The organism is Pseudomonas plecoglossicida NBRC 103162 = DSM 15088 (genome assembly GCF_000730665.1).
Taxonomy (GTDB): Bacteria; Pseudomonadota; Gammaproteobacteria; order Pseudomonadales; family Pseudomonadaceae; genus Aquipseudomonas; species Aquipseudomonas plecoglossicida.
In genome coordinates this window covers 53810-73468 of sequence record NZ_BBIV01000003.1, presented here as the reverse complement: position 1 = coordinate 73468, position 19659 = coordinate 53810, and the positions used below count along the sequence as shown (strand labels likewise).

At 64.4% G+C, this 19659-nt stretch carries 17 protein-coding genes; 4 read left to right on the top strand and 13 right to left on the bottom strand.

The window, feature by feature from the left end; genetic code table 11:
• Positions 1–14: 14 nt before the first annotated feature.
• Entirely contained in the window at positions 15–728 is a 714-nt protein-coding gene (gene pgl / locus PPL01S_RS01800) for a 6-phosphogluconolactonase (protein WP_028625193.1), read from the bottom strand.
• Positions 715–2184, bottom strand: a complete 1470-nt coding sequence (gene zwf / locus PPL01S_RS01795) for a glucose-6-phosphate dehydrogenase (RefSeq protein WP_016392810.1) — start codon at positions 2182–2184, stop codon at positions 715–717. The genes pgl and zwf overlap by 14 nt, the downstream gene beginning before the upstream one ends.
• A 211-nt stretch (positions 2185–2395) precedes the next feature.
• On the opposite strand from zwf, the gene hexR reads away from it, so the two are divergent.
• On the top strand, positions 2396–3259 hold the full coding sequence (hexR, locus tag PPL01S_RS01790; RefSeq protein ID WP_171817231.1) for a DNA-binding transcriptional regulator HexR: 864 nt from the start codon (positions 2396–2398) through the stop codon (positions 3257–3259).
• Here the strand turns inward: hexR and PPL01S_RS01785 are convergent.
• The 11 genes from PPL01S_RS01785 to edd all read right to left on the bottom strand — a co-directional run bounded on the left by PPL01S_RS01785 (position 3252) and on the right by edd (position 16519).
• A complete protein-coding gene (locus PPL01S_RS01785) occupies positions 3252–4106 on the bottom strand; it encodes a D-hexose-6-phosphate mutarotase (protein ID WP_028625192.1) in 855 nt (284 codons plus the stop codon). The genes hexR and PPL01S_RS01785 overlap by 8 nt on opposite strands.
• A 116-nt stretch (positions 4107–4222) precedes the next feature.
• Positions 4223–5566, bottom strand: coding sequence for a carbohydrate porin (locus PPL01S_RS01780; RefSeq protein ID WP_016392807.1), 1344 nt, complete (start codon positions 5564–5566; stop codon positions 4223–4225).
• Between the two features lie 42 nt (positions 5567–5608).
• A complete protein-coding gene (locus PPL01S_RS01775; protein WP_016392806.1) occupies positions 5609–6763 on the bottom strand; it encodes an ABC transporter ATP-binding protein in 1155 nt (384 codons plus the stop codon).
• Between the two features lie 3 nt (positions 6764–6766).
• On the bottom strand, positions 6767–7606 hold the full coding sequence (locus PPL01S_RS01770) for a carbohydrate ABC transporter permease (protein ID WP_016392805.1): 840 nt from the start codon (positions 7604–7606) through the stop codon (positions 6767–6769).
• Positions 7599–8507: a carbohydrate ABC transporter permease gene (locus tag PPL01S_RS01765; protein WP_016392804.1), complete on the bottom strand. Its 909-nt coding sequence runs from the start codon at positions 8505–8507 to the stop codon at positions 7599–7601. The genes PPL01S_RS01770 and PPL01S_RS01765 overlap by 8 nt, the downstream gene beginning before the upstream one ends.
• A 153-nt stretch (positions 8508–8660) precedes the next feature.
• Positions 8661–9953 (bottom strand): ABC transporter substrate-binding protein, encoded by a 1293-nt coding sequence (locus PPL01S_RS01760; RefSeq protein ID WP_028625191.1) that lies wholly within the window; start codon positions 9951–9953, stop codon positions 8661–8663.
• 103 nt (positions 9954–10056) lie between these two features.
• Entirely contained in the window at positions 10057–11280 is a 1224-nt protein-coding gene (locus PPL01S_RS01755) for a D-mannose isomerase (RefSeq protein ID WP_016392802.1), read from the bottom strand.
• Between the two features lie 120 nt (positions 11281–11400).
• Positions 11401–12855, bottom strand: coding sequence for an ATP-binding protein (locus PPL01S_RS01750; RefSeq protein ID WP_016392801.1), 1455 nt, complete (start codon positions 12853–12855; stop codon positions 11401–11403).
• Entirely contained in the window at positions 12836–13561 is a 726-nt protein-coding gene (gene gltR / locus PPL01S_RS01745; protein WP_016392800.1) for a two-component system response regulator GltR, read from the bottom strand. The genes PPL01S_RS01750 and gltR overlap by 20 nt, the downstream gene beginning before the upstream one ends.
• 175 nt (positions 13562–13736) lie before the next feature.
• Entirely contained in the window at positions 13737–14696 is a 960-nt protein-coding gene (locus PPL01S_RS01740) for a glucokinase (RefSeq protein WP_016392799.1), read from the bottom strand.
• Complete coding sequence (edd, locus tag PPL01S_RS01735) at positions 14693–16519, bottom strand: phosphogluconate dehydratase (RefSeq protein ID WP_028625190.1); 1827 nt, start codon at positions 16517–16519, stop codon at positions 14693–14695. The genes PPL01S_RS01740 and edd overlap by 4 nt, the downstream gene beginning before the upstream one ends.
• A gap of 264 nt (positions 16520–16783) precedes the next feature.
• On the opposite strand from edd, the gene gap reads away from it, so the two are divergent.
• The 3 genes from gap (at position 16784) to PPL01S_RS01720 (ending at position 19539) form a co-directional block, all read left to right on the top strand.
• Positions 16784–17785: a type I glyceraldehyde-3-phosphate dehydrogenase gene (gap, locus tag PPL01S_RS01730; RefSeq protein ID WP_016392797.1), complete on the top strand. Its 1002-nt coding sequence runs from the start codon at positions 16784–16786 to the stop codon at positions 17783–17785.
• Positions 17786–17973: 188 nt separating this feature from the next.
• A complete protein-coding gene (locus PPL01S_RS01725) occupies positions 17974–18486 on the top strand; it encodes an RNA polymerase sigma factor (protein ID WP_028625189.1) in 513 nt (170 codons plus the stop codon).
• 90 nt (positions 18487–18576) lie between these two features.
• Positions 18577–19539 carry a FecR family protein gene (locus PPL01S_RS01720; RefSeq protein WP_028625188.1) on the top strand — a complete coding sequence of 321 codons (963 nt, stop codon included), beginning with the start codon at positions 18577–18579 and terminating at the stop codon, positions 19537–19539.
• The last annotated feature ends 120 nt before the right edge of the window (positions 19540–19659 follow it).

The window sequence follows — 19659 nt, the reverse complement described above, 5'->3', positions numbered from 1 at the left end:
AGTAGATCCTTGGCTCATGGGCACCAGTAGATGTCCAGGGGGTCGTGAAGAAAAGCGCGAATCGGCATTTCAGTAAGGTCGTTGCCAGCCAGCGCGGCGCGCAGGGTAGCGAGTTTGCCCTGCCCTTGCACGGACAGCGCGATGAAGGAAGCACTGGCCAGTAGCGAGCGGGTCAGCGACAGGCGCTGGTGCGGGACAGCCGGTGCCAGCAATGGCAGACAGCGCCGCTGGCCGACCGGGTCCAGGCCTGCGGCCAGGTTGGGGCTGGCGGGAAACAGCGAGGCGGTATGGCCATCGTCGCCCATGCCCAGCACCAGCACATCGATCGCAGGCAGCGCAGCCAGGGCCTGGTCGGCCTTGTCCGCAGCGGCCTCGAGGCTCGAAGCCTGCTGGTACAAGCCGATGAAGCGTGCCTTGGCCGCCGCGCCCTTGAGCAGGTGGCGGGCCAACAGGCCAGCGTTGCTGTCAGCGTGCTCTACCGGCACCCAGCGCTCATCGGCCAGGCTGACAGTGACCTTGGTCCAGTCCAGATCTTCACAGGCCAGCTTTTCCAGGAACGGCACCGGGCTGCGCCCACCGGACAGCACCACGCAGGCCTCGCCCCTGGCGGCGATGGCCGAGCGCAGACGCGCCGCCACATCGCCGGCCAAGGTGGCCGCGAGCACGCTGGCATCCGTCAGCTCGTGTACCTTCACGGTTACCGGCAATTTCAGTTCAGATATCCCCATACCATGTCCTCCCGTCGCGGGTGATCAGTGCAATCGAGCTCATCGGCCCCCAGGACCCTGCCGCGTAAGGCTTGGGCACATCGCCCGCGTCACGCCAGCCGGCGATCAACTGGTCGCACCACTTCCAGGCATACTCGATCTCGTCCTTGCGCACGAACAGGTTCTGGTTGCCGCGCATCACTTCGAGCAACAAGCGCTCGTAGGCATCCGGAATCCTCGCGCTGCGCCAGGTGTCGGAAAAATTCAGTTGCAGCGGGCCGCTACGCAGCTGCATGCCCTTGTCCAGCCCCTGCTCCTTGGTCATCACCCGCAGAGAGATACCTTCGTCCGGCTGCAGGCGGATGATCAGTTTGTTACCGATCTGCAAACGCTGTTCCGGCGCGAAGATGTAATGCGGTGTTTCCTTGAAATGGATGACGATCTGCGACAGCTTCTGCGGCATGCGCTTGCCGGTACGCAGGTAGAACGGCACGCCGGACCAGCGCCAGTTGCGGATGTCGGCGCGCAGGGCGACGAAGGTTTCAGTGTCGCTCTGGGCGTTGGCGTTGTCTTCTTCCAGGTAGCCCGGCACCGCCTTGCCGTCGCTGTAGCCAGCAATGTACTGGCCACGCACCACACGGGTGCTCAAGCCATCGCCGGTGATCGGAGCCAGGGCCTTGAGCACCTTGACCTTCTCGTCGCGGATGCTGTCGGCCGACAGATCGCTGGGTGGGTCCATGGCGATCAGACACAGCAACTGCAGCAGGTGGTTCTGGATCATGTCACGCAGCTGCCCGGCCTTGTCGAAATAGCCCCAGCGGCCTTCGATACCGACCTTTTCGGCCACGGTGATCTCCACATGGGAAATCGAGTTCTGGTTCCATTGGGTTTCGAACAGGCTGTTGGCAAAGCGCAGGGCGATCAGGTTCTGCACCGTCTCCTTGCCCAGGTAATGGTCGATCCGGTACACCCGGCTTTCCGGGAAAAAGCGCGCCACGGCATCGTTGACCCGGCGCGACGACTCCAGGTCGTGACCGATGGGCTTTTCCAGCACTACCCGGGTGCGCGGGGCCAGGCCGGCCTTGTCCAGGTTTTCGCAAATGGCGCCATACACGGCGGCGGCCGTGGCAAAGTAGGCGATCAGCGGCAGCCCGGCGGGCACCTGCTCGGCCAGGGCCAGGTAGCCCTCGGGCTGCAGGAAGTCCAGGTGCTGGTAGCTCAGGCGAGCGAGAAAACGGCCCAGCGCCGCAGGCTCCAGCTCGGCTTGCGAGACATGCCGGCGCAGGTGGGCCTCGATGGTATCGAGGTGCTCCTGGGCGCTGCCGGCCTCGCGGGCCAGCGCCAGCAGACGGGTATCGGCATGCAGGAGATTGGCGCGGTCGAGCTGGTAGAGCGCAGGAAACAGCTTGCGCAATGCCAGGTCGCCCAGGGCGCCAAACAGGGCAAAGGTGCAAGGTTCGACACTGATCGCAGCCATGATGTTGGTTCTTTCCTAAAGTTGGTCTAGGAATACCGCTTTCACATACGGTTTTCAAGGAAAAATGTAGTAAAAACCACAACATTACACACAAAGGTTACAGACAAGTGGTGCACCACCCGCACCGTCAGTACGATAGACGACCCTGCAAGAGGCCTGCTGCTCCGTCAGCCGGCTGTCTTCCCGACCCAAGGACACCCCCATGGACCGCGTGCGAAACCTCCTGGAACAGATCCAGGGACGCCTCGACGAGCTGAACAAGGCCGAACGCAAAGTCGCCGAAGTCATCCTGCTCAACCCGCAACAAGCAACCCGCTTCAGCATTGCCGCGCTGGCCCAGGCGGCCAAGGTCAGCGAGCCGACCGTGAACCGCTTCTGCCGCTCGTTCGACGTCAGCGGCTACCCTGAGCTCAAACTGCAACTGGCGCAGAGCCTGGCCAGCGGTGCGGCCTATGTCAGCCGCGCGGTGGAGGCCGACGACGACCCGGCGGCCTATACCCAGAAAATCTTCGGCAGCGCCATCGCCTCGCTCGACGCCGCCTGCCAGCAACTCGACCCGCAACAGGTCAGCCGCGCCGTGGACATGATGATCCAGGCCCGGCAGATCCACTTTTTCGGCCTCGGTGCCTCGGCCCCGGTGGCGCTGGACGCCCAGCACAAGTTCTTCCGCTTCAACCTGGCCGTGTCGGCCCATGCCGATGTGCTCATGCAACGCATGCTGGCCTCGGTGGCCCACACCGGCGACCTGTTCGTGATCATCTCCTACACCGGCCGTACCCGCGAACTGGTGGAGGTGGCCCGCCTAGCCCGCGAGAACGGCGCCTCGGTGCTCGGCCTGACTGCCGCCGACTCGCCGCTGGCCAAGGCCTGCAGCCTGAGCCTGCATATCCCGCTGCCGGAAGACACCGACATCTACATGCCGATGACCTCGCGGATCATCCAACTGACCGTGCTCGACGTACTGGCCACCGGCATGACCCTGCGCCGCGGCGTGGACTTCCAGCCACACCTGCGCAAGATCAAGGAGAGCCTGAACGCCAGCCGCTACCCGCTCGAAGACGACGACCTCAACTGAGCCGGTGCGCCTGCAGCCGCAAATGCGCACGCTGGCCTGGCGCCAGGCTCAGCCCCTCGCCGCTGCCGCTGGCCGCTTCGACACAGACGAAGCCTTGGCTCTCGCGCCCGCTCACGCCCATCAACGGGCGATTTCCAGGGTGCCAGACCACCGTGTCATCGCTGTCGCCGGTATCGATGCACAGCTCGCGCTGCCAGGCCGGGTCCTGCAACTGCACCCGGGGCGTGCCCGGGTAGACCTTCTGGCAGCCGCCCTTGAGCTTCAGCGCGCCACCTTCGCGGCAGGCCTGGCGGTTCAGACGGTCGTAACCTTCGATATTCTCCAGCCCAGACAGCGCTATCTCTGAAACGTCACTGATACGCCAGTAAGCCAGCAGGGCATGGCTCAACTGACAGGGCTCGCTGTCCTGATGCTCGGTGCGCAGGCTCAGCTCCATGCGGCTGCCCAGCCGTGCGTGCAGGTCGACCTGCCAGTCGCACAGGTCCAGGCGCCACTTCAACGTCACGCCCTCCTCGTCCTCACGGCTGTCCACCAGCTTCCAGTCCAGCAGACGTGCCCAGCCATGCGCCGGCCACAGGTCTTCGCTGGGGTGACGGCCATACCAGGGCCAGCACACTGGCACGCCACCGCGTATCGCGCCGCCTTGAGGCCACTGCTCGGCGCACCATAGCCAGGGCCGTTCGCCAGCTGGCTGGAAGTGCAGCAATTGCGCCCCCTGGCGGCTGAACACTGCCTGGCAGCGGGGATGATCGATGATCAGCACATCGCGCTGCTGGTAACGCTCCCACTCGAAGGTCGGCCTGGGCCGTTGCGAGGAAAAGAAGCGATGTAGCGGATGTTCGGGCATGGTTCCAGGCTCTTGTTGTTTGAGATAGCGCTGTCTCGGCCTATCCCCGACAACCACTGCAAGCCAGTGGTTGTCGGGAGCCGATTTGGATTGGCGTAAATTTACAACAATTGTGCTCAGAATGACGACTGAATCTTCAAGCCGGCGACCAGCGCGTTATCCACCTCGTCCACCGCGCCCGGGCTCTTGATGTACTGCAGGTTGGGTCGCACGGTCAGCCAGTTGGTGACATGGAAGCCGTAGTACAGCTCGGCGTTGTACTCCGTGCGTTGCAGCGGCACGAAGCCGGGGTTGTCGTAATCGTCGATGCCACTTTGGGCGTTGAGCAGTTCGGCACGCTTCTTCACATCGTCGTTGACATGGATACGAGCCACGCCGAAGCCGATGTCGTCCTTGGGCCGGGCATCGAAAGCGCCCTTGTAGACCAGTCCGACCTGCTGGTAGTTGTCGACCACGTTGGTCGCCTGGTCATGCACGGTGAAGTTGGCGAACAGGCTCAGTCCACGGTTGACGTCGCCCGCATGAGCAGTGACCTGCTGCTGGGCCACCACCCACCAGCCGTGCTTGCTCGAATGCGACTTGAAGGCCTCGCCGGTGAGCGCCTGGGGGTTGCCGTTGACATCGTCGAACACATCGTCGGCCTTGGCCGTGCTGTAGTAGTAGCCCAGTCGGTACTCGCCGGGCAGGTCGTTGACCTTCGGCGACCAGACCATCTCCACCGGCAGGATTGCGCCCTCGGTGCCGCTGCCGCTGAGCTTGAAGCCGTTGCCGGTTTCCAGGTTCGAGGGGTTCTGCTCGAAGGCACCGACCTGGACGAAGAATTCCGGGGTGATGTTGTACTTGACCCGCAGCGCCCACTGGCTGACCGGCCAGTTGTACCAGATGCCGCCGACCCAGTTGCCCACCTGCGAGCCGCAGAAGGCCAGGTTCTGGAAGTCGCAGGGGAAGCTGTTGAAGTCCTCGCCCTCGCCGAAACGACCGAATTTCACATCGAGGGCACCGTCGAAGTACTTCTGCTTGATCCACATCTGGGTCAGGCGCCAGGTCTGGCCACGGCCCCACACTTCCTGCACCGAGCTGAACTGCCCGGCACGCGGGTCGCTGATGCGGTCGTTGGACAGGTTGCGGCCGCTGCGTTCAGTGATCGCCAGCTTGAACTCGGCATCATGCCAGCCGAGGATTTTCTGCAGATCGAGGTGCGCGCCGAGGGCGAACTGGTCGCTGTAGCGAGCGGTCTTGTCATCGTTGTACCCGCCATTGAGGTTGCCGGCCACTTCACCGACGTAGTCGAGGGTGAAGTCATAGCCTTTTTCCAACAGTTCGGTGCGGGTGCCACCCCAGTCGCCGGACATCCATTTCGACTCGCTGGAGAAGGCCTCGGCGGCTTGGACGCCACTGCTGCCGACCACGGCAAGCAAGGCAAGCGAGCCCAAGGTCCTGATGCGATTGCGCTGTTCCATCCCTTTGCGTCCTCTTTTTTCTTATTGATTGGTGTAGACGATTCATCGGCTCTTGAAGTGAGCCACGTTGCCCCTCGCTGATGCGTTGCCAGCCCCCAGGTCCAGGCGCTCGCCGCTGGTAGCGTCGAACAGCAGCACCCGCGCCGGGTCGAACTGCAGGTTCAGGCTGTCTCCGACGCGGCATGTCACATCCGGCGCCAGGCGGCAGCAGACCTTGGTCTGGTTGAGGGTGACGAACACCAGCAAGTCCGGCCCGGTAGGCTCGGTGACCTGCACCTCGGCGCGAATGCCCGGCAGGCCATTGCCCTCCCCCGTACCCAGGGTGATCTGCTCCGGGCGGATGCCCAGGATGATTTCGCGGTCCTCCAGCCCTTCACCGGCCACGCCCAGCGGCAACTCGCAACGGGCCTGTCCACTGTCGAGCAGGGCCAGCAGGCGCCCGTCCTGCCTGGCCAGGCGCACCGGGATGAAATTCATCGGCGGCGAGCCGATGAAACTGGCCACGAACTGGTTGGCCGGGTCGTTGTAGATCTGCTGCGGGGTACCGAACTGCTGGATGATGCCGTCCTTCATCACCGCCACCTTGTCGCCCAGGGTCATCGCCTCGATCTGGTCGTGGGTGACATACACCGTGGTGGTCTTCAGCCGCTGGTGCATCAGTTTCATTTCGGTGCGCATCTCGACCCGCAGCTTGGCATCGAGGTTCGACAGCGGTTCGTCGAACAGGTAAAGCTTCGGCCGCCGCGCCAGCGCCCGGCCCATGGCCACCCGCTGCTGCTGGCCACCGGACAGCTGCGCCGGCTTGCGTGCCAGCAGGTGCTCGATCTGCAGCAGCTTGGCCACCCGCGCAACTTCCTCGTCGATGGCCGCCTGCGGCATCTTGCGGATCTTCAGGCCGAACTCGATGTTCTCGCGCACGCTCATGGTCGGATACAGCGCATAGGACTGGAAAACCATGGCGATGTCGCGGTCCTTGGGGCTCATGCCGCTGACGTCCTGGTCGTTGATCAGGATTGCCCCGCCAGTGATGTTCTCGAGGCCGGCGATGCAGTTCATCAGGGTCGATTTGCCACAGCCGGAAGGCCCGACCAGGATCAGGAACTCGCCGTCCCGGATCGACAACTGGATATCCTTGAGGGTGTCCGGCAGGCCGCTGCCGTAGGTCTTGTTCACATTGCGAAGTTCAAGCGTTGCCATGACTTACCCCTTGACGGCGCCGGCGGTGAGCCCGCGGACGAAATACTTGCCTGCCACCACGTAGACCAGCAGGGTTGGCAGGCCGGCGATCATCGCCGCCGCCATGTCGACGTTGTATTCCTTGGCCCCGGTGCTGGTGTTGACCAGGTTGTTGAGGGCCACGGTGATCGGTTGCGAATCGCCGCTGGAGAACACCACGCCGAACAGGAAGTCGTTCCAGATCTGGGTGAACTGCCAGATCAGGCAGACCATGATGATCGGCGTCGACATCGGCAGGATGATGCGGCGGAAGATGGTGAAGAACCCGGCGCCATCCAGGCGCGCGGCCTTGACCAGCGCATCGGGCACGCTGACGTAGAAGTTGCGAAAGAACAGCGTGGTGAACGCCAGGCCATAGACCACATGCACCAGCACCAGGCCCTCGGTGGTGCTGGCCAGGCCCAGCTTGCCAAGGGTGAACGAGGCCGGCAGCAGCACGGTCTGGAACGGCAGGAAGCAGCCGAACAGCAGCAGCCCGAAGAACAGCTGCGAACCCCGGAAGCGCCACATCGACAACACATAACCGTTCAGCGCGCCAATGGCGGTGGAGATCAGCACCGCCGGCACGGTGATCATGATCGAGTTCCAGAAGTAGCCGCTCACCGTGTCCCAGGCCTTGATCCAGCCGATGCCGGTGACAACCGCAGGCCAGCTCAGCAGATTGCCGCTGCTGATGTCTTCCGGCGTCTTGAAACTGGTCAGCAGCATCACGACCAGCGGCACCAGGTACAGCAGCACAGCCGCCAGCAGCACGATGTGAATGGCAATCCGGCTCGGGCTCGTTTTCGCAGCAGGGTTATGCATGGCGTTTGCTCCGCAGCTCCGAGTACAGGTAAGGCACAAGGATCGCCAGGATCGCCCCGAGCATCAGGATGGCGCTGGCCGAGCCCATGCCCATCTGGCCGCGACTGAAGGTGAACGAGTACATGAACATCGCCGGCAGGTCGGACGAATATCCCGGCCCACCCGCGGTCATCGCCGCCACCAGGTCGAAGCTCTTGATGGCGATGTGCGAGAGGATCATCAGCGCACTGAAGAACACCGGGCGCAGGCTGGGCAGCACCACGGTCCAGTAGATCCGCGGCAGGCTCGCACCGTCGATCTGTGCGGCGCGGATGATCGACGGATCGACACCGCGCAGGCCGGCAAGGAACATCGCCATGATGAAACCCGAGGCCTGCCACACGGCAGCGATCACCAGGCAGTACACCACCCGGTCAGGGTCGATCAGCCAGTCCAGGCGAAAGCCTTCCCAGCCCCAGTCGCGCAGCAGCTTGTCCAGGCCCATGCCGGGGTTGAGCAGCCACTTCCAGGCGGTGCCGGTGACGATCATCGACAGCGCCATGGGGTAGAGGTAAATGGTGCGGATGAAGCCTTCGCGGCGGATGCGCTGGTCCAGCAGCACGGCCAGCAACACGCCGATGGCCAGGCTGATGGCGATGAACAGCCCGCCGAACACCAGCAGGTTCTTGCTCGCCACCCACCAGCGGTCGTTTTCGAACAGCCGGGCGTATTGCGCAAGGCCCGCCCATTTGTAGGTCGGCAGGAAGGTCGAGGTGGTGAAGGAGAGGACGAAGGTCCACAGGATGTAGCCGTAGAAGCCCACCAGGATGATGAACATGCTTGGCGCCAGTACCAGTTTCGGCAGCCAGCGCTGCAGCGCGTCCAGGGGGGAGGCCCGCAGTTGGGCGGTAGCTGTAGTCATGGTTGGATTCCTACAATCATGAGAGCACCGCGCCCCTGTAGGAGCGGGTTTACCCGCGATGGATGCGGCGCGGTGCATGGCCAGGGCTACGCCCTGGATCGCGGGTAAACCCGCTCCTACAAAGGCAGGCCGGGTTTACAGCTTCGAGACCGGCTACTTGGCCGCTTTCACCGCCGCTGCCAGTTTCTTCGCCGCATCGGTCGGATCGGCCTTCGGGTCGTTGATGTAGTTGGTCACCACATCGAAGAACGCACCCTGCACGGCAAGCGTGGTGGCCATGTTGTGCGCCATGCTCGGCTGCAGGCCGCCGTTCCTGGCATCGGCCAGGAAATCCTTGGCAGAGGTCTCGGCGCAGACATCGAAGCCGCTCTTGCCTTGGCCCATGTCGGCGAGCATGTCGTTGCGCACCGGGATCGAGCCCTTGTTGGTGCTGAAGACTTTCTGGAAGTCCTGCCCCAGCACCTTGCGCGCAATATCCTGCTGGCCGGCCGCCGTGCCTTCGTCCTTTTGCTTGAACACCACCAGCGAGTCGATGTTGTACAGGAAGGCATTTTGGGTGCCCGGGAACGCCACGCATTCGTAGTCCTTGCCGGCGACTTTCTTCGCCAGGGTCCACTCGCTCTTGGCCCAGTCGCCCATGATCTGCATGCCCGCCTTGCCGTTGATGACCTTGGCCGCCTCCAGGTTCCAGTCCTGGCCCTTGCCGTCCGGGTCCATGTAGGTGGCGACCTTCTTCAGCTCGGTCAGCGACTTGACCATTTCCGGCCCCTTGAGCGTGCCGTCGTCGAGGTCGACCAGGGCTTTCTTGTAGCCGTCCACGCCCATCACCGACAGCACCACGCTTTCGAACACGGTGCTGTCCTGCCAGGGCTGACCACCATGGGCGAGCGGGATGAAACCGGCGGTCTTGAGCTTATCGGCGGCAGCGTAGAATTCGCCGAGGGTGGTCGGCGCCTTGTCGATGCCGGCCTTCTTGAATACTTCGGGGTTGATCCACAGCCAGTTGATGCGGTGGATGTTCACCGGCACGGCGACGTAGTCACCGTCGTACTTCACGGTGTCGGCGACCTTCTTGTCGAGCAGCGAGTCCCACTGCTCTTGCTTGGCCACATCCTTGAGCACATCCTGGTCGAGCAGGCCGGTGGCTGCCCAGTCCTGGATGTCCGGGCCCTTGATCTGGGCCACGCCAGGCGGGTTACCTGCCACAGCGCGACTCTTGAGCACGGTCATTGCCGTGGCACCGCCACCCCCGGCGACAGCGCCGTCCTTCCAGGTGACGCCATCTTTCTCGACCTGGGCCTTGAGCACATCGACCGCGGCCTTTTCGCCACCGGACGTCCACCAGTGCACCACCTCGACGCTGCCTTTGGAATCGGCGGCCAAGGCACTGAGCGGGAGGGCAGCGGCAAGGGAGATCGCGGCAGCGAGACGGGGCGTGGAATTCATCGGAGTACCTTTCTTGTTGTTATGCCGGCAAGTCGATCGCTTGCATTGCATGGAGTCTAAACAGGGTGCTCGCTGCGCCAGGTAACGAAGCGATGCGTGAATGTCATCGTTTGGTGACATTGCCCGCCAATCCCGTCGCCAGGCTGGGCGCCAGCGCCAGCCCAGGCAACAACACGGCTTGATAGGCGTGATAGAGGTCCGGCTTGCCGGCCCAGATAGTGCCGGCCGGCTTATTCGCAGGGTCGAGCTGGTGGTGCCAGCTGCCGGCACTGCGGTCGATGAGGTGGCGGTCGATGAACTGCCAATAGCGCCGGTACCAATGGCCATACTGTTGCTCGCCGGTACGCCGCAAGAGCGCTGCGGCGCTGGCGCTGGCCTCTGCATGCACCCAGTGGAGGCGCTCGCGCACCTGTGGCCGACCATCCCAGTCCAGGGTGTAGACAATGCCTTCCTGGCCATCGACGCTCCATGCCAGTCGGCAGGCGCTGTCGAACAGGCCACGGGCACATTCCAGCAGCCACTCGGGCGCCGACAGCCCGGCCTGGCGCCGCGCCGCCTCCAGGTGCAGAAGCAGGCGCGACCATTCGAAGCCGTGGCCGGGCGTGACGCCATGGGGGCGAAAGTGATCGGCAGGGTTATCGCCGTTGTAGCCTGCCAAGGGTCGCCAGTGCGTATCGAAATGTTCGTTGACGCGAAAGCCGTTGATCGCGGCATGCCGGTAGATGATGCGTTCGGCGATGAGCAGGGCGCGCTCCAGCCAGAGGGTGTCGCCGGTGACATCGGCCAGGGCCAGGAACGCTTCGGTGGCGTGCATGTTGCTGTTGGCGCCCCGGTAGGCTTCAGGGCGTTGCCAGTCGCTGGTGTAGGACTCGCACAACGCACCCTCTTCTTCACGCCAGAAGCGCGCCTCGATGATGCGGATCGCATCCACCAGCAACCCTTGCGCACCGTGGGCGCCCGCCACCACGGCAGAACTGGCGGCCAGGGCGACGAAGGCATGCAGGTAGGCGGCCTTGCCGTTGTCGCCGAGTCCGAAGGGAGCGCCGAACCAGCCGCCGTTGCGGGCGTCATGCAAGGGCCCGCGCAAGGCCGCCACACCGTGCTCGACCAGCGCCAGGCAGCCGGGTTCACCCTGCAGGTGGGCCAGCGCGAAGCTGTGGGTCATGCGGGCGGTGTTGAGGGTGTCGGCGGTGGCGCCGGGTGGCAGCCGGCCTTGTGCGTCCAGGCTGGCGAAGCCATGCGCCGTCCGCGAGGCCTTGGCGAAAGACAGCAGGCGCTGGCCTTCGGCCTTGAGCCAGGGCTCGGTGGGGAAATCCAGGGTGTCCATGTGCGGCTACTTCCATGCCTGAGGTTTGCAGAGTCTAGCCAGCCGTCCTGGCCGGGATGTCACGAAGGCCGGTGCGTGTGTCACCGGGCGGTGACATTGCCGGCGATAGGGCCATCAGGCTCAATCCACCCCTCGCGGCAGATGCAAGGTCACCCGCAACCCCCCCTCCCGCAAGTTGAGCAAGCTCACCTCGCCACCATGGCTATGGGCGATGTTGCGCGCGATCCCCAACCCCAGGCCGTACCCTTGCTGCTGCCCCGCCAAGCGAAAGTGCGGCTCGAACACCTGCTCCAGGCGTTGCTGCGGAACGCCTGGGCCCTGGTCATCCACCTGCAGCACGAAGCCTTCGGTGCTGTCGATGATGCGCAGGCGGGCCCTTTCGCCATATTTGATGGCGTTGTCGATCAGGTTGCCGATGCAGCGCCGCACCGCCAGGGGCTTGCCCGGATACGGCGCCAGCGCCCGCCCCTCGACCGTGATGCGGCCATCGCCCAGGTACGGCTCGGCGAGGATTTCCAGCACCTGGTTGAGGTCGATCGGCTCGATGTTCTCGTGGATGTCGGTGTCCTTCACGCATTGCAATGCGCCTTTGACCAGCAGCTCCAGCTCGTCCAGGTCCTGGCTGAACTTGGCCTGCAGGCGCTCGTCCTCCAACAGCTCCACACGCAGTCGCAGCCGGGTGATCGGCGTGCGCAGGTCATGGGATATCGCGCTGAACAATTGCGATCGCTCGGTCAGGTAACGGCTGATGCGCTCGCGCATGCTGTTGAAGGCCCGCGCTACTTCGACCACCTCGCTACCGCCGCCTTCGGCCACCGGCGCCACATCCGCGCCCAGCGACAGTTCCCGTGCCGCGCGGGCCAGTCGCTTGAGCGGCCAACTCTGCCAGTGCACCAGCAGGCCGATGAACAGCAACAGCAACACAGTGGTCAGGACGATGAAACCGATCTGCTGACGCGGCAGGCGCTCGGTTTCAAGGCTGGTGTAGGGCTCGGGCAACAGCGAGGCGATGTACAGCCATTCGCCTTCGTCCAAGCGAATCTGGGTGACCAGTACCGGCGGGTTGAGCGGCTCCAGGGTCAGCGAATAGTGGGCCCACGACCGCGGCAACTCATCGAGCTTCAGGCCGCTGTTGAAGATGCGCAGATCATCGGGGCCGACGAATTCCACGGAGATGTCCATCTGTGCCCCCAGGCGCTCGTGCAGCACCTGCTGGAACACCTCGATGACGGCCTGTTTGCGCGGTGTGACGGGCAATACCGGCATGTCCAGCGGCTTGTCGTTGAGCGACACGAAGAAGCGCGTACCGCCCATGCTGCGCAGCTGGTCGAGCACCATGGGCCGGTAGGCCACCGGCAGCGAGCGGAAGTAGCTGACACTGGCGCTCATCGAGTGGGCAAGGCTGCTGGCGCTGGCACGCAACCCCTGCAACTGGCTGGCGCGCAACTGGGCGACCCAGATCAGGCTGGACAGGCCCTGGGCCAGCAGCACCACCAGCAGGGTCAACAGCAGCATGCGCCCCAGCAGCGAGCGGGGCAGCAGGCGCCAGCGCCGCTCAACCCGCGCAGCAGACATGGGCTGCCAACAGGTAGCCACTGCCGCGCACGGTGCGAATCAGCCGTGGCGGCTTGTCGGTGTCGCGCAGCCGCTGGCGCAAGCGGCTGACGGCCATGTCGACGATGCGGTCCAGTGGCATCGGCTCGCGCCCACGGGTGGCGTTGCCGATGGTGTCGCGGTCGAGGATCTGCTGAGGGTGATCGAGAAACAGCTTGAGCAAGGCAAAGTCGGCCCCCGAGAGGATCACTTCTTCGCCATCGCGGTGGAACAGGCGGTGGCTGACCGTATCCAGGCGCCAGTCGTCGAAGGCCAGTACGGCGCTGGCCGATGCTGCCTGGCCGAACTCCGCGCGGCGCAGCAGGGCCTTGATCCGTGCCTGCAGTTCACGCGGGCTGAACGGTTTGCCCAGGTAGTCGTCGGCGCCCAGCTCCAGGCCGATGACCCGATCGGCTTCGTCGGAACTGGCCGTCAGCATGATGATCGGTACCCGCGACTGGCGTGGGTGCTGACGCACCCAGCGGCACAGGCTGAAGCCGTCTTCGTCGGGCAGCATCACATCGAGGATGACCAGGTCGCACGGGGTGCTTTCCAGCGCCCGACGAAAGCCCATGCCATCGGCTTCGGCATGCACCTGCAAACCTGCACGGCTCAGGTAGGTTTGCAGCAGCTCACGGATTTCCTGGTCGTCGTCGACCATCAGGATCGATTTACCGGCAGTGCTCAAGGTGTCCCGCCCCTCTTGTTGTTGTCACAGGTCTTTGTTGCCTGCTTCAGGGGCCGCTTCGCGCCCCAATCGCTGGCAAGCCAGCTCCCACAGAGACCGCGCCCCCAGGGATCACACGGCACCTGTAGGAGCTGGCTTGCCAGCGATTGGGCTGCGCAGCAGCCCCATTGTCAAATCAATGATCCAACGCCTGCTGCAAGGCCACCCCGGCGCCCAGCAACCCGGAAAACTCCGCCGTCACCAGCCACACCGGCACCCCGGCGAAGTAACCACTCATGCACCCCTTGTCGGCAAAACTCGCAGCAAAGCCACTGCGCAGGAACAACTCGGCAAACCGCGGGATGACACCGCCGACAATATAGACCCCACCGCGCGCGCCCAGGGTCAGCACATTGTTACCGGCCACCCGCCCAAGGAAACGGCAGAACTGCTCGACCACCGCCAACGCCCGCGGTTCGCCATTCAACGCGGCATCGGTGATCTGCGCCGGGGTCTTGTGACGCGGCGTGTCACCGTCCAGCGCGCACATGGCCTGATACAAACGAACAAGACCACCGCCACTGAGCACCGTCTCGGCGCTGACATGGCCTATCTGCTGGTGAATCTGCTGGTGCAGGGCCGCCTCGCGGGCATTGCCCACCGGCAGGTCGACATGCCCGCCCTCGCCCGGCAGGGCCTGCCAGCGCCGCTCACCCAGGCGCAGCAGGCTGCCGACGCCAAGCCCGGTCCCAGGGCCGATCACCAGCGCCGGCCGTACCGGGTCGGCCTGACCAGGGCACACCTCGCTAAATTCTCCGGGCTTGAGTCGCGTCATGCCGAGGGCCATGGCCGAGAAGTCGTTGATCAGCAGCAACTGCTCGACCAGCAAGGTCTTGCAGAAGGCACTGCGGCTCAGGCGCCAATGGTTGTTGGTGAAGCGAAACTCATCGCCATCGACCGGCCCGGCTACCGCCAGGCACACCGCCGACAACCCTCCTCGGGCAATGCCCTGGTCGTGCAGGTAGGCCTCGATGGCCTGCTCGGGGCTGGTGTAGTCCGCCGTGGCGAACACCTTCACGTCATGCAGCTGGTTGTCACGCCACAACGCAAAACGGGCATTGGTGCCACCGATGTCGCCAACCAGCAGGTCCTTCATTTGAGGTTCTCCAGGGCCGAGGTGAAGGCGCTCGCACCCTGCTCTGCCGGGCTGAACGCCATGCGCATGAAGCCGAACAGCTCGCGGCCACAGCCCAGGTCGTTGCCCTGGGGCGGCGCGGGCAGGTCGCGACTGGCCAGCTCTTCGGCCGAGACCATGACCCGCAGCGTACCTTCGATACCATCGACCCGCACGATATCACCGTCGCGAACCCGCGCCAGCGGGCCACCGTCAAAGGCTTCGGGACAAACGTGAATGGCTGCCGGGATCTTCCCCGAGGCGCCAGACATGCGCCCGTCGGTCACCAATGCGACCTTGTAGCCACGGTCCTGCAGCACACCAAGGAACGGCGTCAGCTTGTGCAGCTCGGGCATGCCGTTGCAGCGCGGGCCCTGGAAGCGCACCACGGCGACGAAGTCGCGCTCCAGCTCGCCGGCCTTGAAAGCATCGGCCAGCGACTGCTGGTCATGGAAGATCCGCGCCGGTGCTTCGACCACCTGGTGCTCGGGGGCCACGGCAGAGACTTTCATCACCCCGCGGCCAAGGTTGCCTTCCATCACCCGCAGCCCCCCTTCGGCCGAGAACGGCCGCGCCACCGGGCGCAGGATGCTTTCGTCCAGGCTCTGCCGTGGCCCTTCGCGCCACACCAGCTTGCCGTTGTCGAGGAACGGTTCCTGGGTGTAGCGACGCAGGCCGGGGCCGGCCACGGTATTGACGTCTTCGTGCAGCAGCCCGGCATCGAGCAGCTCACGGATCAGGAAGGCCATGCCGCCCGCGGCCTGGAAGTGGTTGATATCGGCCTTGCCGTTGGGGTAGACGTGGGACAGGGTCGGCACCACCTCGGAGAGGTCGGCCATGTCCTGCCAGGTCAGCTGGATACCAGCCGCCTGGGCGATCGCCGGGATGTGCAGGGTGTGGTTGGTCGAGCCGCCGGTGGCGTGCAAGGCGACGATCGAGTTGACCAGCGCCTTCTCGTCGACGATCTCGCCCAGCGGCATGAAGCTGCCACTGGCCTTGGTCAGGCGCGTGACCTGCTGCGCGGCCTCGGCAGTGAGGGCATCGCGCAGCGGGGTGTACGGGTTGACGAACGATGCTCCGGGCAGGTGCAGGCCCATGACTTCCATCACCAGCTGGTTGGTGTTGGCGGTGCCGTAGAAGGTGCAGGTGCCAGGGCTGTGGTAGGAGTTCATTTCCGACTCCAGCAGCTCCTCGCGGCTGGCCTTGCCCTCGGCATAGCGCTGGCGGACATCGGCCTTCTGCTTGTTGGAAATGCCCGAAACCATCGGCCCGCCGGGCACGAAAATGGTCGGCAGATGGCCGAAGCGCAGCGCGCCCATCATCAGCCCGGGCACGATCTTGTCGCAGATACCGAGCATCAGCGCCGCATCGAACATGTTGTGCGACAGCGCCACTGCGGTGGACATGGCGATCACTTCACGGCTGGCGATGGCCAGCTCCATGCCAGGCTCACCCTGGGTCACGCCATCGCACATGGCCGGCACACCGCCGGCAAACTGGCCGACCGAGCCGACCTCGCGCAGGGCCTGCTTGATCTGTTCGGGGAAGTGCACGTAGGGCTGGTGGGCCGACAGCATGTCGTTGTAGGCCGAGACAATGGCCACGTTGGCCGCGTTCATCAGCCGCAGGCTCTGCTTGTCGTCGGTGCCGCACCCGGCCACGCCATGGGCGAAGTTGGCGCATTGCAGGCTGGCCCGCATGGGTCCGTCACTGGCCGCGCCGTGAATCAGCTTCAGGTAGCGTTCACGGGTGGCACGGCTGCGTTCGATCAGCCGTTGGGTGACCTCAAGGATGCGCGGGTGCATGTACTGGACTCCAGGCTAACGATTAGGGCGGTTTGACCGGCATTTCCCCTCCAAACGATTGCGACCTAGGCTCAAGGTAGAGGGCCCGACGCTACGAAGGAGGCGGCCTGCCCGACCGCTCGTTGTATGTTTAAACAAAATACTGCCAGCAAAAAGGCTTGTTTTCTATCGCTCAGTGAATAATCTTGTAATTCCAACAACAAAACCGTTTCAGTGAAGCTTCTTTGTGCCACAGGTTTCACTCCGACTGCCAGAGGTACTGCCATGACCCTACGCATCGCCATCAACGGATTCGGCCGCATCGGGCGCAACATCCTGCGCGCACTGTATACCCAAGGCTACCGCCAGGACCTGCAGGTCGTCGCCATCAACGACCTGGGCGACAGTGCGATGAACGCCCACCTGCTCAAGTTCGACAGCGTCCACGGCATCTTCGCTGCATCGGTCGAGGCCGATCACGAGAGCCTGACGGTAAACGGTGACCGCATCGCCGTGAGCGCCATCCGCAACCCGGCCGAACTGCCCTGGAAGGCCGAGGCGATCGATGTGGTGTTCGAATGCACCGGGCTGTTCACCGACCGCGCCAAGGCGGCTGCGCACCTGGCGGCGGGGGCTGGCAAGGTGATCGTCTCGGCACCGGCCAAGGGCGCCGACGCCACGGTAGTGTACGGGGTCAACCACGACATCCTGCGCGCTTCGCACCAGGTCATTTCCAATGCCTCCTGCACCACCAACTGCCTGGCGCCGATCGCCCAGGTGCTGCACCGCGAGTTCGGCATCGAGCAAGGCTTGATGACTACCATCCATGCCTACACCAACGATCAGGTGCTGACCGACGTCTACCACAGCGATCCGTACCGTGCCCGCTCCGCCACCCAGTCGATGATTCCGAGCAAGACCGGCGCCGCCGAGGCCGTGGGCCTGGTGCTGCCGGAGCTCGCTGGCAAGCTGACTGGCATGTCGGTGCGCGTGCCGGTGATCAACGTGTCGCTGGTGGACCTGACCGTCAACCTCAGGCGCGAGGCCAGCGTCGAGCAGGTCAACCAGCTGTTCCTGGAGGCCAGCCAGCACTCCAAGGTCCTTGGCTACAATGCCTTGCCACTGGTGTCGTGCGACTTCAATCACAACCCGCTGTCGTCGATCTTCGATGCCAACCACACCCGCGCCAATGGGCGGATGCTCAAGGTACTGGCCTGGTACGACAACGAATGGGCGTTCTCCAACCGCATGCTGGACAACTGCCTGGCGTTGTGCAGCGCCCGCTGATCTTCACTGGCCCCATCGCCGGCAAGCCGGCTCCCACAAGGCCCCCATCGAGCCTGTGGGAGCCGGCTTGCCGGCGATGAGGCCAGCCCGGCCCACTACAATCTTTACCTTTTCCTAACACTTCCAGACTTGACCTACAGACAAGATGATAAGCATTATCATTCACCTTTCGTCGGCCAGGTCCCCCCGTGAGTCAGTCCCGGTTCAATTCCGTCTTCCTCGTCCAGCGCCTTCCCCTGCTGCGTACCTTGCAGCGCATGGTGGGCAACCCCAGCACCGCCGAGGACCTGCTGCAGGAAACCTACCTGCGGGTATCCCGCGCGCTCGGCGAACGACCCATCGAACATCTCGAACCCTTCGTGTTCCAGACCGCCCGCAACCTGGCCCTGGACCATCTGCGCACGCGCCGGGTGCAATCGCGCATGCTGGTGGACGATGTGCCCGACGAGGTCCTGCACAATGTCGCGGCCCCACTGAGCAGCAGCGAAGACGCCGCGCACGCCGAACGGTTGCTCGAGCATCTGAGCGTCAGCCTCAACCAGCTGACCGAGCGCCAGCAGCGGATCTTCATCCTCAGCCGCCTGCACGGCGCCAGCTACCTGGAGATCGCCGAACAGCTCAAGGTGTCGGCCAGCACGGTGCAGAAAGAACTGAAGCTGATCATGGGCATCTGCATGGGCGTGGCCGACCGCCTCGAATGACTTGACCGCCGGCCACCTGAGTGAGCCGAAGCCCTTGCCACACGGCGCCTTAGCCTTGATCATTCGAAAAAATCCATTCAAGGACCCACCGTGACCGACAGCCCTGTCACTCGCCCGCCTGCCGACGGGCCCGACGCCCGCGCCCGTGCGATGGACGAGGCACTGGACTGGCTCGTTCGCCTGCAATGCGCCACCGACGCCGATACCCTGGCCTTCGAGCAGTGGCTCAGTGCGGCCCCGGAAAACGCCAAGGCCTACGTCGAGGCCGAAGCCTTGTGGAATGGCGCGCCCCTGCGCCAGGCCGCCACCCGGATGCACCTGGACCGGCGGCGCTCCGTGCGAGGGCGCCTGCGTCGCCATTGGAAACCACTGGCCACCGCAGCCGTGCTGCTGGTCGGGCTGTTCACCTTCGGCAACCTACCGATGCGCCTGCAGGCCGACCACCTGACCGTGGTCGGCGAGCGCCAGCGCCTGCAGCTCGATGACGGTGCCAAGGTGTTGCTCAATACCGACTCGGCGTTCGCCAGCGACGTGCGAGAGGGCCGCCAGGTGGCGCGCCTGCTGCAAGGCGAGGCGTACTTCCAGGTGGCGGGTGGCGCGCAACTGCCCCTGGAGGTACAGGCCGGGCCGCTGCGCGCGCAGGTACGCGACACCGATTTCGCCGTGCGCTACCTCGATGGCGAGGCGCAGGTGCGGGTGCAACGCGGTGACGTCGACCTGCAGGCCGCCAGCGACCAGCACATTCGCCTCAGCGCCGGCGACAGCATCAGCGTCGGCCCGCAAGGCTTCGGCCAGCGCCAGCGCCCGGACATGCGCAAGGATCTGGCCTGGGTCGAAGGCCGGCTGGTGTTCGAGAACTGCCCGCTGAGCCAGGTACTGGCGGAAGTGCGCCGCTATTACCCAGGGTGGATCATCAACCGCAACGACCACCTCGACGACATGGCCGTGACCGGCAACTACCGCCTCGACCAACCACTGGAGACCTTGCGCGCACTGGCCCACATCACTTCAGCGCAGCTGCACGAATACCCGGCCGTGGTCATCCTCAACTGACCTGAAAATTATTTTTACGCGATCGCGCTCCCCCGCCCGTCTCGTTATAGCCAATGCAACTGATTCTTGTTTCAAAACAGGAACGGTCATACCTATAACAGTTTGCGCGTCAGGGAGCGC

What these genes read in the sequence shown, in the direction of transcription:
- pgl (WP_028625193.1), bottom strand. Translation starts at nt 728, where the DNA reads ATGGGGATATCTGAACTGAAATTGCCGGTAACCGTGAAGGTACACGAG.
- PPL01S_RS01780 (WP_016392807.1), bottom strand. Translation starts at nt 5,566, where the DNA reads ATGGAACAGCGCAATCGCATCAGGACCTTGGGCTCGCTTGCCTTGCTT.
- PPL01S_RS01785 (WP_028625192.1), bottom strand. Translation starts at nt 4,106, where the DNA reads ATGCCCGAACATCCGCTACATCGCTTCTTTTCCTCGCAACGGCCCAGG.
- edd (WP_028625190.1), bottom strand. Translation starts at nt 16,519, where the DNA reads ATGCACCCGCGCATCCTTGAGGTCACCCAACGGCTGATCGAACGCAGC.
- gap (WP_016392797.1), top strand. Translation starts at nt 16,784, where the DNA reads ATGACCCTACGCATCGCCATCAACGGATTCGGCCGCATCGGGCGCAAC.
- PPL01S_RS01760 (WP_028625191.1), bottom strand. Translation starts at nt 9,953, where the DNA reads ATGAATTCCACGCCCCGTCTCGCTGCCGCGATCTCCCTTGCCGCTGCC.
- PPL01S_RS01765 (WP_016392804.1), bottom strand. Translation starts at nt 8,507, where the DNA reads ATGACTACAGCTACCGCCCAACTGCGGGCCTCCCCCCTGGACGCGCTG.
- PPL01S_RS01740 (WP_016392799.1), bottom strand. Translation starts at nt 14,696, where the DNA reads ATGAAGGACCTGCTGGTTGGCGACATCGGTGGCACCAATGCCCGTTTT.
- zwf (WP_016392810.1), bottom strand. Translation starts at nt 2,184, where the DNA reads ATGGCTGCGATCAGTGTCGAACCTTGCACCTTTGCCCTGTTTGGCGCC.
- PPL01S_RS01755 (WP_016392802.1), bottom strand. Translation starts at nt 11,280, where the DNA reads ATGGACACCCTGGATTTCCCCACCGAGCCCTGGCTCAAGGCCGAAGGC.
- PPL01S_RS01770 (WP_016392805.1), bottom strand. Translation starts at nt 7,606, where the DNA reads ATGCATAACCCTGCTGCGAAAACGAGCCCGAGCCGGATTGCCATTCAC.
- PPL01S_RS01750 (WP_016392801.1), bottom strand. Translation starts at nt 12,855, where the DNA reads ATGTCTGCTGCGCGGGTTGAGCGGCGCTGGCGCCTGCTGCCCCGCTCG.
- PPL01S_RS01775 (WP_016392806.1), bottom strand. Translation starts at nt 6,763, where the DNA reads ATGGCAACGCTTGAACTTCGCAATGTGAACAAGACCTACGGCAGCGGC.